The following is a 14,599-nucleotide window of genomic DNA, read 5'->3' as shown; positions in this document are numbered from 1 at the left end:
AGAGTTTCCCATTCAGGGACGGATGAGCGTTTTCTCCGTCGCGTTCCCAGGGTCCTCGACCCAGCCTTCGACATAGGAGACGCGGATCGCCGCCATGCCAGCGGCGGCGATCGGCGCAGCCAGTAGGACGCCGAGGAAGCCGAGTCCGCTGCCGAACAGCGCCTGTGCACCGAGCAGCAGCGCGGGCGGCACGTCGGAGGACTGCTTCTGCACCATGGGCGTCAGGAAATTCCCCTCAATATTCTGCACGAGGACAAACAGGCCGATCACCCAGGGCACCAGTGACGGATCTTCGGAGGCGGCGATGAGCATCGCCGGCACGCAACCGATCACCGGCCCGATATAGGGCATGAAGCCGAAGATGGCGGTGAGGATCGCGAGCAGCCCCGCCAGCGGCACGCCGAGTGCCCAAAGGCCGAGGAAGGTGAGGGTGCCACTGACCACCATGGCGAACATCTGCCCCAGCAGCCAGCCGCGCAGCGCATGCGCCATGGCGTTCAGCGTGGCCTCGCCGCGCGGCCGCATGCCAGGCGAGAGCAGGGCGAGCGCCCCTCGCCGGTAGAGGGTGGGGTCGGCCCCGATGTAAAGCCCGAGCAGCAGCACGAGTAGGAAGTTGCCCAGCGCGCCCAGCGTGTTGTCCACCCCCGCAAGGGCCATGTTCGCCGCGGTCTGGGCCGAAGGCTGCACCTGCTCGGACGAGATGTTCTGCTTCAGCCAATCCGCACCGGGAAGTCCGCCGGCTACGTCCAGCAGGTCCCGCAACACGCGCGGCGCGGCCTGGCTGAACTGGCGGATCTGCTCGGCCAGGCTGGCGAAGCCGAACCAGAGCAACAGCCCGATGGCAACGAGCGCCAGCAGGGCCACGATCATCACGCCCCAATGCGGGGCAATGCCCAGCCGGATGGCGAGGGGAACGCCGGCCGCCCGCAAGGCCACGGCCAGTAGGCAGGCAGCGAAGACGATGAGGACGAAGGAGGGAGCGAGGAAGCCGATCAGCGTGACGACCGCCAGAACGATCAGAAGAGTGGCGCTGGCGTGTCGTGTCATGCCGGGCGCAACGGGGCGCCGGGCACTGAGTTGCGTGCGGCCCGTCGCCTTGCTTGACCAGGGCGGCAGGCGAGGGCTAGCCCTCCGGCGACGCTGTCCCGCCGGGCGGTGCATGGCCGCCTCCCTTCCGGAGGGGCAGGGTTTCCGGAGAGGTGGACTTCATGGTCGCAGTGACGAACGACCTGGATGCGGCGAAGCCGGCCACGCGCCCGGCGAATCCGCACTTCTCATCCGGCCCCTGCGCCAAGCGTCCGGGCTGGTCACTGGCTGCGCTGGAGGGCGCGCTGCTCGGCCGCAGCCACCGCGCGAAGGAGCCGAAGGCGCGGATCGCCGAGGTGATCGAGCGCTCCAAGGCGGTTCTCGGCATGCCGGCAGATTGGCGGCTGGGCGTGGTTCCGGCCTCCGACACGGGCGCGGTGGAGATGGTGCTTTGGTCTGCGCTGGGGCCTCGCGGCGTCGATGTGCTGGTGTGGGAATCCTTCTCAAAGGAATGGGCGACGGATATCGCGACCCAACTGAAGCTTTCCGATGTGCGGCTGCGCGAGGCGCCCTATGGCAAGCTCCCGGCGCTGGATCCGGTGGATCCCTCGCGGGACGCGGTCTTCGTCTGGAACGGCACGACCAGCGGCGTGCGCCTGCCGCATGCGGATTTCATCGCCGATGAGCGGGACGGCCTCGCGATCTGCGACGCCACCTCGGCCGCCTTCGCCATGCGGCTGCCCTGGAACAAGCTCGATGTGGTGACCTGGTCCTGGCAGAAGGTGCTGGGGGGCGAGGCGGCGCATGGGATGCTGGCGCTCTCGCCGCGCGCCGTGGCACGGCTGGAATCCTTCGAATCGGGCCGGCCGCTGCCGAAGATCTTCCGCATGACCAAGGGCGGAAAACTGATCGAGGGCATCTTCCAGGGCGACACGATCAACACGCCCTCCATGCTGGCCGTCGAGGATGCGCTGGACGGGTTGCGCTGGGCGGAATCCATCGGCGGGCTGGATGCGCTGATTGCCCGCTCCGAGGCGAACCTGGCGGCAGTGGCGGGCTGGGTTGCAACCAGCGGCTGGGCGGAATTCCTGGCGGAGGATGCGGGAACGCGCTCCTGCACCTCCATCTGCCTGCGGATCACCGTGCCCTGGTTCACCGCGATGGATGCGGCCGGGCAGGCAAAGGCGGCGAAGCGCCTGGCCGCGATTCTGGAGGCCGAAGGGGTGGCGCTCGACATCGCCTCCTACCGCGACGCGCCGCCGGGGCTTCGGATCTGGGGCGGGGCGACGATCGAGACCGCCGATATCCACGCGCTGCTCCCCTGGCTCGACTGGGCCTTCGCGGAACTGGCGATCGAACTGTCGCATGAGGCGGCGAGCCCGCCGGGCTGAACGCCCTGTCGGAGGCGGCTGGAACCTTCCGACCGCAGAGCGGTTCCCGTCCCGGTGCTTTCGGGAAGGGAACCATGGCGGCCAGCTTCACCACCGACATTCCGAACCGGCTCGACCGGCTGCCCTGGTCCCGGTTCCATTGGCTGGTGGTGATAGCCCTGGGCGTGACCTGGATCCTGGATGGGCTCGAGGTCACGCTGGTCGGCTCCCTCGCCGGGGCCATCCGGGACAGCCCGCGGCTGCGGCTGACGGAGACGGAGGTGGGGCTTACCGCCTCGGCCTATCTGCTCGGGGCGGTTTCCGGCGCGCTCTTCTTCGGCTGGCTGACCGACCGGCTGGGGCGGAAGAAGCTCTTCACCATCACCGTGCTGGTCTATCTGCTGGCGACCATCGCTACCGGCTTCTCCTGGGACTTCTGGTCCTTCACCATCTTCCGCTTCCTGACCGGGGCGGGGATCGGGGGCGAGTATTCGGCGGTGAACTCGGCGATCCAGGAGCTGATCCCGGCGCGGCGGCGGGGCACCACCGATCTTGCGGTGAACGGCACCTTCTGGGGCGGGGCGGCCATAGGGGCGGCCTCGTCGATCGTGCTGCTGGATCCCGTGGTGATCGATCCGGAACTGGGCTGGCGGCTCGCCTTCGGCGTCGGCGGCGCATTGTCGATCTCCGTGCTGTTCCTGCGGCGCTGGATTCCGGAAAGCCCGCGCTGGCTGATGACGCATGGGCGCCAGGCGGAAGCCGAGAAGATCGTCGGCGATATCGAGGAACGGGTGGCACGGGAGAAGGGACCGCTGCCGCCCATTACGGGCAAGCCGATCCGCATCGATCCGCGCACGCACACCACCCTCGGCGAGGTGGCGACGACGCTGGTCCGCACCTATCCACAGCGTGCCCTGCTTGGCATCGTGCTGATGGCCTGCCAGGCCTTCTGCTACAATGCGGTGTTCTTCACCTACGCACTGGTGTTGACACGCTTCTACGACATCCCCTCGGCCCATATCGGCTGGTTCATGCTGCCCTTCGCCCTGGGCAACCTGGCCGGTCCACTGGTGTTGGGGCATTTCTTCGACACCATCGGGCGGCGAGTGATGATTACCGCTACCTATGCGCTGGCGGGCGTGTTGATGGCCGCCACCGGCTTCGCCTTCGCGCAAGGCTGGCTCTCGGCCTGGGAGCAGACGGCGGCCTGGACGGTGATCTTCTTCTTCGCCTCCGCCGCCGCCTCCGCCGCTTACCTGACCGTGGGCGAGAGCTTCCCGCTGGAGATGCGCGCCATGGGCATCGCCCTGTTCTACGCCTTCGGCACGCTGGTGGGCGGCGTCGTCGGGCCAACACTGTTCGGCGCATTGATCGAGGGCGGCGAGCGCACCGACATCATGTGGGGCTACCTGCTGGGCGCCACGCTGATGCTGGTGGCGGCGGGAACCGAGTGGAAGCTCGGCTTCGCCGCCGAGGGCCGCTCGCTGGAGGATGTGGCGCGGCCGCTATCACAGTCGAAGGAGGCCTGACTTACGCCGCCAGCTGTGCTTCTGCGGTGACGACCGCGGCAACATGGGCAATGACCTGCTCCCAGTCCTCCTCCCGCGCACGGCGGTGCAGGCGCATGCCTGGGTACCAGGGCGTGTCCGGCCGATCGAGCATCCAGCGCCAGTCGGGCAGTGGGGGCAGCAGCAGATGGACCGGCCGCCCGAGGGCTCCGGCCAGATGGGCGAGGCTGGTATCCACACAAACGATCATGTCCATGGCCTGGAGGGCCGCGGCGGTTTCGGTGAAGTCCGTCAGCCGGGGACGCAGATCGGTGATGGCCGGCGTGGCGGCGAGGAAGGGCTCGTCGGCGGTACGAAGCTCCGTCTGGAACAGATAGCCGTCCACTCCCGCACCGAGCAGCGGGGCGAAGCGCTCCAGCGGGATCGAGCGGTGGCGATCGCCGAGATGGTTGGGATTGCCGGAGCAGGCGATGCCCAGGCGCAGCCGCCCCCTGGGCAGGGAGCAGTCCCAGGCCGCCACTCGGGCCGGGTCCAGCGCCGGGAAGGAAACCGGGGCGGGAATGCTGGCGAGGGTGGTGCCGAGGGCCAGGGGCAGGCTCATCAGCGGGCATTGCGCATCGTGCCGCGGCACCGGGTCATCGGTTGCAATGAGCTCCGCGAACCGGTTGAGCCCGCCCAGCAGCGGGATCAGCGGGCGCTGCACCTCCAGCACCACGCGGGCACCACGAGCGGCCACCATGGGCAGGTAGCGCGCCATCTGGATCGTGTCGCCCAGCCCCTGCTCGGCATGGAGGAGGAGCACGCGGCCATCCATCTCCTCGCCACGCCAGAGGGGGCTTGTGGCGTGGCGATGGGGCGGACACCCCTTGCGGCGCCAGCGCCACTCGTAGCCGGCGAAGCCCGCCTCCAACTCGCCTAGCGCAAGCTGGCTGAGGGCCTCGTTCCAATGGGCATCGGCGAAGCCTGAATCGATCGAGGAAGCCTCGCGGAAGGCTGCGATCGCCTCCCGGTGGCGGCCAAGGCCGCGGAGGGCGTTGCCCCGGTTATAGGGGATGCTGCGGTTACCCGGATGGAGGTCGGCGGCGCGGCCGAAGCAGTCCAGCGCCTCCTCGAAGCGTCCCAGCTCGATCAGGGCGATGCCCCGGCCATTCCAGGCTTCGCCCGAGGCCGGATCGGTGCGAAGGGCGGCACGGTCGGCGGCTTCGGCCTCGGCATGGCGGTCCAACCGGGCCAGGGCGGCGGCGCGGTTCCGGTGGTTCGCGGCTGAATCGGAAAGAGCGAGGGCGGCATCGGCGCTCGCCAGGGCATCGTCGTAGCGGCCGAGGTCGCAGAGGGCGGCCGTGCGGCTGGCATGGGCATCGGCGAGTTGGGGCGAGAGGGCGAGGGCGCGGTCAAAGCTTTCCAGCGCCTCCGCGGGGCGGTTCAGACCGCGCAGGATGATGCCCTGCGTCACCAGCGCGCCCGGATCCTCCAGGCGGAGCATCAGGGCGATCCCGACGCTGGCCAGCGCCTCCACGTCCCGCTGCAGGTCGGCCAGGGCGGTCGCGCGATTCGCATGCGCGGCGGCGTAGGTGGGATGGCGGGCGATGGCCTCGTCACAGGCGGCGAGCGCCTCCTCGGGGCGCTTCAGGGCGCGAAGGGCATTGCCGCGGTTGTTGTGCAGCTCCGGCATGTCGGCGCCCATGGCGCGGGCCGAGTCATGGGCGGCGAGGGATTCGGCATGGCGGCCCAGGGCGTGCAGGGCATTGCCGCGGCCCACACGGGCCTCCGGCAGGGAGGGATCGAGGGCCAGGGCTTGATCGAAGGCGGCGAGGCCCTCCTCCGCATGGCCGAGCTCCACCAGCGCATTGCCGAGATTGCTGTGGACGAAGCCCTGGCGCGGATCCACCGCGATGGCCCGGCGCAGGAGGGGCACGGCGCCCGCCGGGTCCCCGGCCATGGCGCGGAGCAGGCCGAGCAGGTGCAGAGCGGGAAAATGCGCCGGGTGGCGGGCCAGCACGGAGCGGTAGAGAGGCTCGGCGGCCGCGAGTTCGCCCGCGCGATGGAGCGCGAGGGCGCGGGCGGTCAGCGCCTCCGTCGTTTCCGGTGCCGGCGCCATGACGGGCCAGGGCGCCTGGCGGGCTGGCGCGATCTGCTGGGGCAAGGCGTTCCCTCCGGCCATCTTGGCCGTGGGGATCCTGCGCGACGAAAGGTGAAGGGGCGGTTAGCGGCCGAGCCTGGGCTGGTTCGCCTCGATCGCCATGGCCTGAAATGCCTCCTCCACCCGGGGCAGGCGGGGGAGGTCGGACAGGCGCGCCATGACCGAGGCGCCACCCACCGGCGCGAGGGCGGCCTCGGCCGCCGGCGTGTTGTAGGCATAGAGGGCCCGGGCGGCCTCACCGAGCGAAACCATCGCGACCTCGTTCGGGACCCGCGGAGAGATGCCCAGCGCAGCGCGAAACTCGCGTCGGGCGATCTGGAGTTGCGGCAGGAGGGTCGCGTTCTGGGGATGGGTCCAGTACGGGTCGGTTTCGGCGGCATTGGCGAAGGTTTCGATCCGCGTTGCCGCCTCGGCCGCCTCGGCGGGCCGGCCCTTGAGCTGCTCCGTGTTCCCGAATTCGAAGGGGGCCACGCGGGCCACGATGCGCAGTGGATCGGCGACGCCGATCTGGCCGATGGCGCTTTGCACCCCACCGCCGCCGCAGGCCGCGAGCGGGAGAAGCAGGGCGACGGCGAATGGTGAAGGCTTCATGCGGCGGGTCACTCCGCCTGCCAGGATGGTCAGGCGGGGGAGGGTGGGCAAGGGCACGGCCACCTTCCCGGCGCGGGCCATGCCGCGGGCCGGTCCCTGACCCCGGCCGATCGGGCTTGCGGCATCGGGCTGCCGCTGCCATTCACCCCGCGAAAAAACCGCGAGCGTCTTCCACTCCCCCATGACCGACGACCCGCCCAACCCGGCCCTGCTGCCCGCCGGCCTGTCCGACCTTCTGCCGCCCGAGGCGGCGCGGGAGGCAGCCCTGGTGGAGGCGATGATGTCGGTCTTCGCCAGCCATGGCTATGAGCGGGTGAAGCCGCCGCTGCTGGAATTTGAGGAAGGGCTGCTGACCGGATCGGGCGCCGCCCTGGCGGACCAGACCTTCCGGCTGATGGACCCGGTCAGCCAGCGGATGATGGGGCTTCGCGCCGACACCACACCGCAGGTGGCGCGGATCGCCGCGACGCGGCTGCGGGACGTGCCGCGGCCGCTGCGCCTTTCCTATGCGGGGCAGGTGTTGCGGGTGCGCGGTACGCAAATCGCGCCCGAACGGCAACTGCCCCAGCTGGGGGTGGAGCTGATCGGCGTGGACAGCGCCGAGGCGGATGCCGAGGCGGCCGCCCTCGGCGTCGAGGCCCTGGCCGCCGTGGGCATCGCCGATGTGGCGCTGGACATCACCCTGCCGGCCATGTCGCCCGCCCTCCTGGATGCGGCGGGGCTGGAAGGGACGGCACGCTCCCGCCTGGCCCGCGCGCTGGACCGCAAGGATGCCGCCGAGGTGGCGCGGCTGGCCGAGCTGGCCGGGCCGCCCGCCATCTTCCTCACCGCGCTTCTGGCCGCCGCCGGGCCGACCGACCGGGCGCTGGAAGCCCTGCGCGCCGCGCCGCTACCGGATGGCCCGCGCCGGATCGCCGATAATGCCGCGGAGGTGATCGCCGCTCTCCGGCGCCGCCTGCCGGAGCTGCGCATCACGCTGGACCCGGTGGAGTTCCGCGGCTTCCGCTACCACACCGGCGTGGCCTTCACCCTCTACGGACCAGGCCGCACCGGCGAATTAGGGCGAGGCGGCCGCTATGTGAGCGGGGAAGAGCCGGCGACCGGGCTCAGCCTCTATCCGGATGCCGCGTTGCGGGCGGCGCCGTTGTCGGCCTCGCCGGATCGCGTCTTCCTCCCGGCCGGGCATGATCCCGCCGCGGCCGCCGTACTGCGTAGCGCCGGATATGTAACCGTGGCCGCCCTCTCGGCGGCCGATACCGCGCGCGGCCTGGGCTGCACGCATGAATTGCGCGGCGCGAATGCCGTGCCCCTGACCGAGGAGTAGTTCCATGGCCAATGTCGCCATCATCGGCGCCCAGTGGGGCGACGAGGGCAAGGGCAAGGTGGTGGACTGGCTCGCCAGCCGCGCCGACATCGTCGTCCGCTTCCAGGGTGGCCACAACGCCGGCCACACGCTGGTGGTGGGCAACCAGACCTACAAGCTGTCGCTGCTGCCCTCCGGCGTGGTGCGTGGGAAGCTGGGCATCATCGGCAATGGCGTGGTGCTCGATCCCGATGCGCTGCTGAGCGAGATCGCCAAGGTGCAGGCGCAGGGGCTCGAGGTCGGGCCGCACAACCTGCGGATCGCCGAGAACACGCCACTCATCCTTCCGCTGCACTCCGCCATCGACAAGGCGCGCGAGATGGCGCGCGGCAAGAACGCCATTGGCACCACCGGGCGCGGCATCGGCCCGGCCTATGAGGACAAGGTCGCGCGGCGCGCCATCCGCCTCTGTGACCTGGCCGAGCCGGAGACCGTCTCGCACAAGCTCGACGAGCTTCTGCTGCACCACAACACGCTGCTCGCGGGCCTGGGCGCGGAGACCTTCGCGAAGCAGGACCTGCTGGAGAAGATCCTCGGCTGGGCGCCGAAGCTGCTGCCCTTTGCCGAGGCGGTGTGGGAGCGGCTGGACCAGGCGCGCCATGACGGCAAGCGCGTGATGTTCGAGGGCGCGCAGGCCGTAATGCTCGATGTCGATCACGGCACCTATCCCTTCGTCACCTCCTCGAACACCGTCGCGGGCAATGCGGCGGCAGGGGCGGGGATCGGGCCGCATGCGATCGGCACCGTCCTCGGCATCGCCAAGGCCTACACCACCCGCGTCGGCTCCGGCCCCTTCCCGACGGAGCTGTTCGACGACACGGGCAAGCTGCTCGGCGAGCGTGGGCATGAATTCGGCACCGTCACCGGCCGTCCGCGCCGCTGCGGCTGGTTCGATGCCTGCCTCGTGCGCCAGGCGGTGAAGGTTGGTGGCGTGCAGGGGCTGGTGCTGACCAAGCTCGACGTGCTGGACGGCCTGCCGGAACTGAAGATCTGCACCGGTTATGAGATCAATGGTGAGCTGGTGAAGCGGCTTCCGGCGGCCATGGCGGCGCAGGCGGCGGCGAAGCCGGTCTACGAGACGATCGAGGGCTGGTCGGGCAGCACCCGCGGGGCGCGCTCCTGGGCCGCACTTCCGGCGCAGGCGATCAAATATGTCCGCCGGATCGAGGAGCTGGTGGAGGCGCCGGTGACGCTGCTCTCCACGAGCCCGGAGCGCGACGACACCATCACGGTGAGCGATCCCTTCGCCGGCTGAGGCGCCCGCCGGGCCTGCCTCCGTGCCGGAGGCGGGCCCTGGCGACTACTGGTCAGCCCGCCACCAGAGAAAAGGCGAGCGCCGTGCGCTGGAACGGGCGGGGCCGCCGCCGGGCAGGATGGGACGCCCGCCATCGCCGGGAAAGCCTGTGGTGACCCGCCCGGGCACGGCAAGAAGGCTGGCCTGCCGCTCGGCTTCCTTGGCGCCGAGGCGCGAGGCATCCGCCGACAAAGGCCGCGCGAGACGGTTGGGAAGCGTGGGCATGCGGCCTCCAGTACCCCTATAATCAGCCGGCCGGACGAGGCTGCGGGCTGGGTCTGTTCTTCTTCTGGACCAACGGTGCCGGGGGCGTATGGTTGCCCTGGATAGAACGAGGGGATGGGATGCGGACCGAATTCACGCAGGCGCAGCTCGCCGATCCGGAGATGCGGGAGTCGAACCGTATCCTGCGTACCTGCGTGCATTGCGGCTTCTGCACCGCCACCTGCCCGACCTTCCTGCTGCTCGGGGATGAGCTGGATAGCCCGCGCGGGCGCATCTACCTCATCAAGGACATGCTGGAATCCGGCCGCGCGGCCTCGGAGGAGGAGGTGCGGCATGTGGACCGCTGCCTTTCCTGCCTTTCCTGCATGACGACCTGCCCGAGCGGGGTGCACTACATGCACCTGGTCGACCACGCCCGGCATCATATCGAGGAGACCTACAAGCGTCCCTTCATGGAACGGGTGCTGCGCGGTGTGCTGGCGGCGGTGCTGCCACGGCCGGCGCTGTTCCGGGCGGCCCTGGCCGGGGCGCGGGCGGCGCGGCCGCTGCGGGGGCTGATCGGCGGCACCTCGATGACGGCGAAGCGGCTGCGGGCGATGCTGGACCTTGCGCCTTCAGCGCTGCCCCCGCCCGGCGAGTCCGCGCGGGCCGCGGTGCACCCGGCGGAAGGCCAGCGCCGGGGCCGCGTGGCGCTGCTGACGGGCTGTGCCCAGACGGTGCTGGCGCCGTCCATCAACGAGGCGACGATCCGGCTGCTGACCCGCATGGGGATCGAGGTGATCGTGACCGCCCGCCAGGGATGCTGCGGCGCGCTGACGCACCATATGGGGCGGCAGGATGATTCCCACGCCCAGGCCCGCCGCAACATCGAGGCCTGGGCTGCGGAGGCGGAGGGCGAAGGGCTGGACGCGATCGTGATCAATGCCTCGGGCTGCGGCACGACGGTGAAGGATTACGGGCACATGTTCCGCGAGGCTGAACCGGCCCTGCGGGAGCGGGCGGCATGCGTATCGGGGCTGGCAAAGGACGTGTCCGAGGTGCTGGCGCAGTTCGGCTACGCGCCGAGCCGAGAAACGCCAGGGATCGCCGTCGCCTATCACGCGGCCTGCAGCCTGCAGCACGGCCAGCAGATCACCGCCGTGCCGAAACACCTGCTGGAGAAGGCGGGCTTCGAGGTGCGGGTGCCGCAGGAGGCGCATATCTGCTGCGGCAGCGCGGGCACCTACAACATCCTCCAGCCGGAGATCGCCGGGCAGCTCCGCGAGCGCAAGCTGGACTTCCTCCAGCGGACGGGGGCGGATCTCGTCGCCTCGGGGAATATCGGCTGCCTGACGCAGCTCGGCGGCGGCGGCCTGCCGGTGGCCCATATGGTGGAGCTGCTGGACTGGATGGCGGGCGGCCCGGCCCCGGCCGCGGTGATGGCGGCGCGGCGCGGCAAGAGGCCCTGGTCGGCTGAGGCCGGCCGCGGGCGGAAAGGAACCCCTGGATGAAGCACATATCGGCAATCGGCGGGTCGCTCCTCCTGCTTTCCGGGATGGCTTCGGCGCAGGTTCTGCCGCTTCCGGGCGGACCAGCTGTGGGACCGGCGATTCCACCCCCAGCCATGGCCGTCCCCCGACCGGGCGCCGGAACCCAGCGGCGGGAAGAGCTGAACCAGCTGCTCGATGCACTGGCCCAGGCGCCGGACGAGGCAGCAGCGGCGCCCATCCAGGCGCGTATCCAGGCGCTCTGGGCCGAGGGCGGCACGCCCACCGTCGGGCTGCTGCTGCGGAAGGGGCTACAGAACTTGGCTGCGAACGCGGTTGGCGAAGCGGTGGAGGACCTGGATGCCGCGATCACGCTGCAGCCGGACTTTCCCGAATCCTGGGTGCTGCGGGCCCAGGCCCTGGCCGCGTCGGGCGACCGCCGGGCAGCGGCGGCGGATCTTCGGGAGGCGCTGCGGCTGGAGCCGCGGCATTTCGGCGCGCTGCTGGCCCTTTCGGACCTGCAGGAGGATGCGGGGGACTTCGCGGGCGCGCTGCGCAGCCTCGACGCCGCGCTGCGCATCCATCCGCGCCTGTCCGGGGGGGCGCAGAAGCGGCGCGAGTTGCGGCGCCGGGCATTGGGCGACGCCACCTGAGGCTGGCGGCCTCCTACCCACCCTGATTGCGCCGCCTGCGGAGCGCGGCTTCCCGGCAGGCGGCCCGCCGGCGTTCATGCTGGCCGTCGGGCTCTGGCGGGTCTTCCGGACGGGGGGAGACGGTTCAGACCCTGAGGCCGGGTGCCGGGACGAGGTTCTCGGGGGCGTCCCATGGTGCGGCGGCCGGGAACAGGGCCGGCATCGCTAGAAGAGCGGCCAGCAGGAACAACACCGCCACGCGCCGGGAGGAGGGAAGCCGGTCCTCAGCCCGCGAGGTCAGCAGGAGGAAGGGCACGAAGCCTGCCGCCAGTAGCGCGGCAGCGGCTGGAATGACCGTTCCGGCATCGAGAACGAGAGGAAGCAGGGCCGTCGGCAGGGCGGCCAAACCCGCGATGGCGCCGCCTGCCAAGCCCGCCCTCTCGCTGGCCGGCCGGATGCGCTCCGCCCAGCCCCGCAGCCGGACCGCGGCCCATCCCAGCACGGCCCCGCCCAGTGCCGACGCTCCTGCCGCGATCAGGGCAAGGAGCAGCGTGCCGGCCGACCAGGGCTGCAGGCCGAGAGAGTTGGCCATGGCGCCGAGCGGGAGGGCCAGGGCGGCGAGCAGCAGCCCTGCCGGGATCAGGATGATGGGCAGCGGTGCGAACAGGAGCAGGAGGCCAACGAAGGCCAGGGCTGCCCGAAGTGGCGTTACCCGCGAGAGGGCGAGCCAGGCCCCAAGGTGGCAGAGCACGCCTCCTGGCGCCAGAGCCATAGGGTCCATCCCCCAGGACGGCAGCAACAGCGCCGCCCAGGCGATGGTCGCCAGGGCGGCCGGGAGCAGCGCGTGGCGCCGGAATGGGCCGTGGAATGGCGGCGGGATGAGGGGAACCGAGCCGCCCGGCCTGGCGGCTACCGGATTGCTCAACGGGCCGGAGCGGCGGCCGTAGGCGGCGATTGCTGCGGGGTGAGCGTCTCGGTGCCGATGGCGCTGCTGCCGATGAGGGTCCACTGGCCGGTCATGCCGCCATCCGGGCCCACCTGATAGATCGCGATGCCCGGGCGCTCGCCGAAGGTGAAGCCAATCGAGAAGACCGGGCCGGCCGACATGCCGTAGCCCTCGTAGCGGACATCCCCGACCTGCCAGGCGACGCGCCAGGAAGCGAGGCCGACCTGCTGGATGCGCAGCTGGCCGCTATAAGGCGAGCCGTCCGGGTTCACGCCGGCCACGTCATAGAGCCCGTTGCGCTGGGCCTGGGCCGGAGCAGCGAAGCTGGCCAGGCCCGCCACCAGCATGGCCATCGCGATACGCTTCATCATCATCCTCGTTCCGGGCTGGAGAGCCGTTGCACGGCACGGGCGCGAGCGCCGGGGGCCTGGATGGCCGCCGGGGTCGTGCCCCGTCCAATATGGACCGAACCCAGCCCGGCGGCGATGCCGCCTACTCGACGATCGCCACGCGCAGCGCGTTTGTCGTCCCGGCCTTGCCGAAGGGTATGCCGGCGACCACCACCACCTCGTCCCCGACCACGGCGAAGCCCTCGGTGACGGCGGACCGAACGGCCTTGGCCACCGTGTCCGACATGCTTGCCGGCTCCTTGCTCAGCACTGGATGCACACCCCAGACAAGGGCGAGGCGGCGGGCGGTGCGCTCGCTCGAAGTCAGGCCGATGATCGGGGCGGCGGGGCGCTCGCGAGCCACGCGCAGGGCGGTGCTGCCGGTGGCGGTGAAGGCGGCAATGGCTTCTGCGTCGATCGTGCTGGCGACCTGGCGCGCGGCGGCGGCGATGGCGTCGGAGGAAGTGTGGCGCGGGTCGGGGCGGGCGGCGTCGGTCGCGGCGCGCCAGCCCGGGTCCTGCTCTGTGCGGGCGACGATGCGGTCCATGATGTTCACCGCCTCGAAGGGATATTGCCCCGCGGCAGTCTCGGCCGAAAGCATGACGGCATCGGCGCCGTCGAAGACGGCCGTCGCGACGTCCGATGCTTCGGCGCGCGTCGGCGTCGGGGCGCTGATCATGCTCTCCAGCATCTGCGTCGCCACCACCACCGGCAGGCCGCGGCTGCGGGCGGCGCGGATGATGCGCTTCTGGATCAGCGGCACCTCCTCGGGCGGGCATTCCACGCCGAGATCGCCGCGCGCGACCATCACCGCATCCGCGAGGTCGAGGATGCCTTCCATGTGCTCGACGGCCTGGGGCTTCTCCATCTTCACCATGATCCAGGCGCGCCCGTCGGCGATGGCCTTGGCCTCAGCCACGTCCTCCGGCCGCTGCACGAAGGAGAGGCCGATGAACTCGACGCCCTGATCGAGGACGAATGCGAGGTCGGCGCGGTCCTTCTCGGTCAGTGCCGGGATGGGCAGGGCGACGTCGGGCACGTTCACGCCCTTGCGGTCCGACAGCGGCCCGCCGACGAGGACTTCCGTCTCCAGGTGATCGTCGCGCTGGCGGGTGACGCCAAGGCGGAGCTTGCCGTCGTCGAGCAGCAGCGTGGTGCCGATTCGGGCGGCGGCGATGATCTCGGGATGCGGCAGCTGGACCCGGCGCACGTCGCCCGGGACAGGGGAGAGGTCCAGCCGGAAGGTCTGGCCAGCCTGGAGCTGCACGCGCCCGCCCGCGAACTTGCCGACGCGCAGCTTCGGGCCCTGGACATCGGCGAGGATGCCGATCGGCCGGCCCGTCTTGCGTTCGATCTCACGGATGGTCGCGATCCGGGCGGCGTGGTCCTCATGTGACCCGTGGGAGAAGTTTAGGCGGAAGATGTCCGCGCCGGCACGGAACAGCCGCTCGATCACCTCGGGGGAGGAGCTGGCCGGTCCAAGGGTGGCGATCATCTTGGTGCGGCGGCGGCGGCGGATGGGAATGCGGCTGGCCAAGCGGGGCGCTCCTGCGGGCAGAGAATCCGGGCGGAGGAGCGTTTCCGTCGAAACCTCCATGATGCGCGCCACCTCATCCACCCGCTCCGGGGGGATGCGGCGCCACTGGGAG

The 14,599-nt window shown here is 70.9% G+C and carries 13 protein-coding genes; 6 read left to right on the top strand and 7 right to left on the bottom strand.

The features are described 5' to 3' along the window. Positions 1–12 precede the first annotated feature (12 nt). Complete coding sequence (locus GSE44_RS19235; RefSeq protein ID WP_159350452.1) at positions 13–1,047, bottom strand: AI-2E family transporter; 1,035 nt, start codon at positions 1,045–1,047, stop codon at positions 13–15. A gap of 161 nt (positions 1,048–1,208) precedes the next feature. Between GSE44_RS19235 and GSE44_RS19230 the strand changes: the two genes are divergently transcribed. Both GSE44_RS19230 and GSE44_RS19225 read left to right on the top strand, forming a co-directional pair. After that, positions 1,209–2,417: a phosphoserine transaminase gene (locus GSE44_RS19230; RefSeq protein ID WP_159350451.1), complete on the top strand. Its 1,209-nt coding sequence runs from the start codon at positions 1,209–1,211 to the stop codon at positions 2,415–2,417. A gap of 74 nt (positions 2,418–2,491) precedes the next feature. Beyond that, on the top strand, positions 2,492–3,925 hold the full coding sequence (locus GSE44_RS19225; protein ID WP_159350450.1) for an MFS transporter: 1,434 nt from the start codon (positions 2,492–2,494) through the stop codon (positions 3,923–3,925). Position 3,926: 1 nt separating this feature from the next. Here GSE44_RS19225 and GSE44_RS19220 read toward each other — a convergent pair whose 3' ends face one another. Continuing rightward, on the bottom strand, positions 3,927–6,047 hold the full coding sequence (locus tag GSE44_RS19220; protein ID WP_159350449.1) for a tetratricopeptide repeat protein: 2,121 nt from the start codon (positions 6,045–6,047) through the stop codon (positions 3,927–3,929). Positions 6,048–6,107: 60 nt separating this feature from the next. Next, positions 6,108–6,716 carry a hypothetical protein gene (locus GSE44_RS19215; RefSeq protein ID WP_159350448.1) on the bottom strand — a complete coding sequence of 203 codons (609 nt, stop codon included), beginning with the start codon at positions 6,714–6,716 and terminating at the stop codon, positions 6,108–6,110. Between the two features lie 100 nt (positions 6,717–6,816). On the opposite strand from GSE44_RS19215, the gene GSE44_RS19210 reads away from it, so the two are divergent. Further along, positions 6,817–7,959 carry an ATP phosphoribosyltransferase regulatory subunit gene (locus GSE44_RS19210; protein ID WP_159350447.1) on the top strand — a complete coding sequence of 381 codons (1,143 nt, stop codon included), beginning with the start codon at positions 6,817–6,819 and terminating at the stop codon, positions 7,957–7,959. Between the two features lie 4 nt (positions 7,960–7,963). Then, positions 7,964–9,253: an adenylosuccinate synthase gene (locus tag GSE44_RS19205; protein WP_159350446.1), complete on the top strand. Its 1,290-nt coding sequence runs from the start codon at positions 7,964–7,966 to the stop codon at positions 9,251–9,253. 45 nt (positions 9,254–9,298) lie between these two features. On the opposite strand, the gene GSE44_RS19200 is transcribed toward GSE44_RS19205, so the two are convergent. After that, positions 9,299–9,517 (bottom strand): hypothetical protein, encoded by a 219-nt coding sequence (locus tag GSE44_RS19200; protein WP_159350445.1) that lies wholly within the window; start codon positions 9,515–9,517, stop codon positions 9,299–9,301. Between the two features lie 119 nt (positions 9,518–9,636). Between GSE44_RS19200 and glcF the strand changes: the two genes are divergently transcribed. After that, positions 9,637–11,007: a glycolate oxidase subunit GlcF gene (gene glcF, locus GSE44_RS19195; protein WP_159350444.1), complete on the top strand. Its 1,371-nt coding sequence runs from the start codon at positions 9,637–9,639 to the stop codon at positions 11,005–11,007. Next, positions 11,004–11,636: a tetratricopeptide repeat protein gene (locus tag GSE44_RS19190; RefSeq protein WP_159350443.1), complete on the top strand. Its 633-nt coding sequence runs from the start codon at positions 11,004–11,006 to the stop codon at positions 11,634–11,636. The genes glcF and GSE44_RS19190 overlap by 4 nt, the downstream gene beginning before the upstream one ends. A 124-nt stretch (positions 11,637–11,760) precedes the next feature. Here the strand turns inward: GSE44_RS19190 and GSE44_RS19185 are convergent, their stop codons facing one another. From GSE44_RS19185 to pyk, 3 genes are all read right to left on the bottom strand, one after another. Continuing rightward, entirely contained in the window at positions 11,761–12,540 is a 780-nt protein-coding gene (locus tag GSE44_RS19185; RefSeq protein ID WP_159350442.1) for a hypothetical protein, read from the bottom strand. Further along, entirely contained in the window at positions 12,537–12,932 is a 396-nt protein-coding gene (locus GSE44_RS19180) for a hypothetical protein (RefSeq protein ID WP_159350441.1), read from the bottom strand. The genes GSE44_RS19185 and GSE44_RS19180 overlap by 4 nt, the downstream gene beginning before the upstream one ends. Positions 12,933–13,053: 121 nt before the next feature. After that, the gene (pyk, locus tag GSE44_RS19175; RefSeq protein WP_159350472.1) at positions 13,054–14,487 is read right to left on the bottom strand and encodes a pyruvate kinase; all 1,434 of its coding nucleotides are present in this window, start codon (positions 14,485–14,487) and stop codon (positions 13,054–13,056) included. Positions 14,488–14,599: the final 112 nt, after the last annotated feature.

The sequence above is a fragment of the Muricoccus harenae genome (genome assembly GCF_009848505.1).
GTDB lineage: Bacteria > Pseudomonadota > Alphaproteobacteria > Acetobacterales > Acetobacteraceae > Roseomonas > Roseomonas harenae.
This window is presented reverse-complemented; position numbering and strand designations above follow the sequence as displayed.

What these genes read in the sequence shown, in the direction of transcription:
- GSE44_RS19235 (WP_159350452.1), bottom strand. Translation starts at nt 1,047, where the DNA reads ATGACACGACACGCCAGCGCCACTCTTCTGATCGTTCTGGCGGTCGTC.
- GSE44_RS19230 (WP_159350451.1), top strand. Translation starts at nt 1,209, where the DNA reads ATGGTCGCAGTGACGAACGACCTGGATGCGGCGAAGCCGGCCACGCGC.
- GSE44_RS19225 (WP_159350450.1), top strand. Translation starts at nt 2,492, where the DNA reads ATGGCGGCCAGCTTCACCACCGACATTCCGAACCGGCTCGACCGGCTG.
- GSE44_RS19215 (WP_159350448.1), bottom strand. Translation starts at nt 6,716, where the DNA reads ATGGCCCGCGCCGGGAAGGTGGCCGTGCCCTTGCCCACCCTCCCCCGC.
- GSE44_RS19210 (WP_159350447.1), top strand. Translation starts at nt 6,817, where the DNA reads ATGACCGACGACCCGCCCAACCCGGCCCTGCTGCCCGCCGGCCTGTCC.
- GSE44_RS19205 (WP_159350446.1), top strand. Translation starts at nt 7,964, where the DNA reads ATGGCCAATGTCGCCATCATCGGCGCCCAGTGGGGCGACGAGGGCAAG.
- GSE44_RS19200 (WP_159350445.1), bottom strand. Translation starts at nt 9,517, where the DNA reads ATGCCCACGCTTCCCAACCGTCTCGCGCGGCCTTTGTCGGCGGATGCC.
- glcF (WP_159350444.1), top strand. Translation starts at nt 9,637, where the DNA reads ATGCGGACCGAATTCACGCAGGCGCAGCTCGCCGATCCGGAGATGCGG.
- GSE44_RS19190 (WP_159350443.1), top strand. Translation starts at nt 11,004, where the DNA reads ATGAAGCACATATCGGCAATCGGCGGGTCGCTCCTCCTGCTTTCCGGG.
- GSE44_RS19180 (WP_159350441.1), bottom strand. Translation starts at nt 12,932, where the DNA reads ATGATGAAGCGTATCGCGATGGCCATGCTGGTGGCGGGCCTGGCCAGC.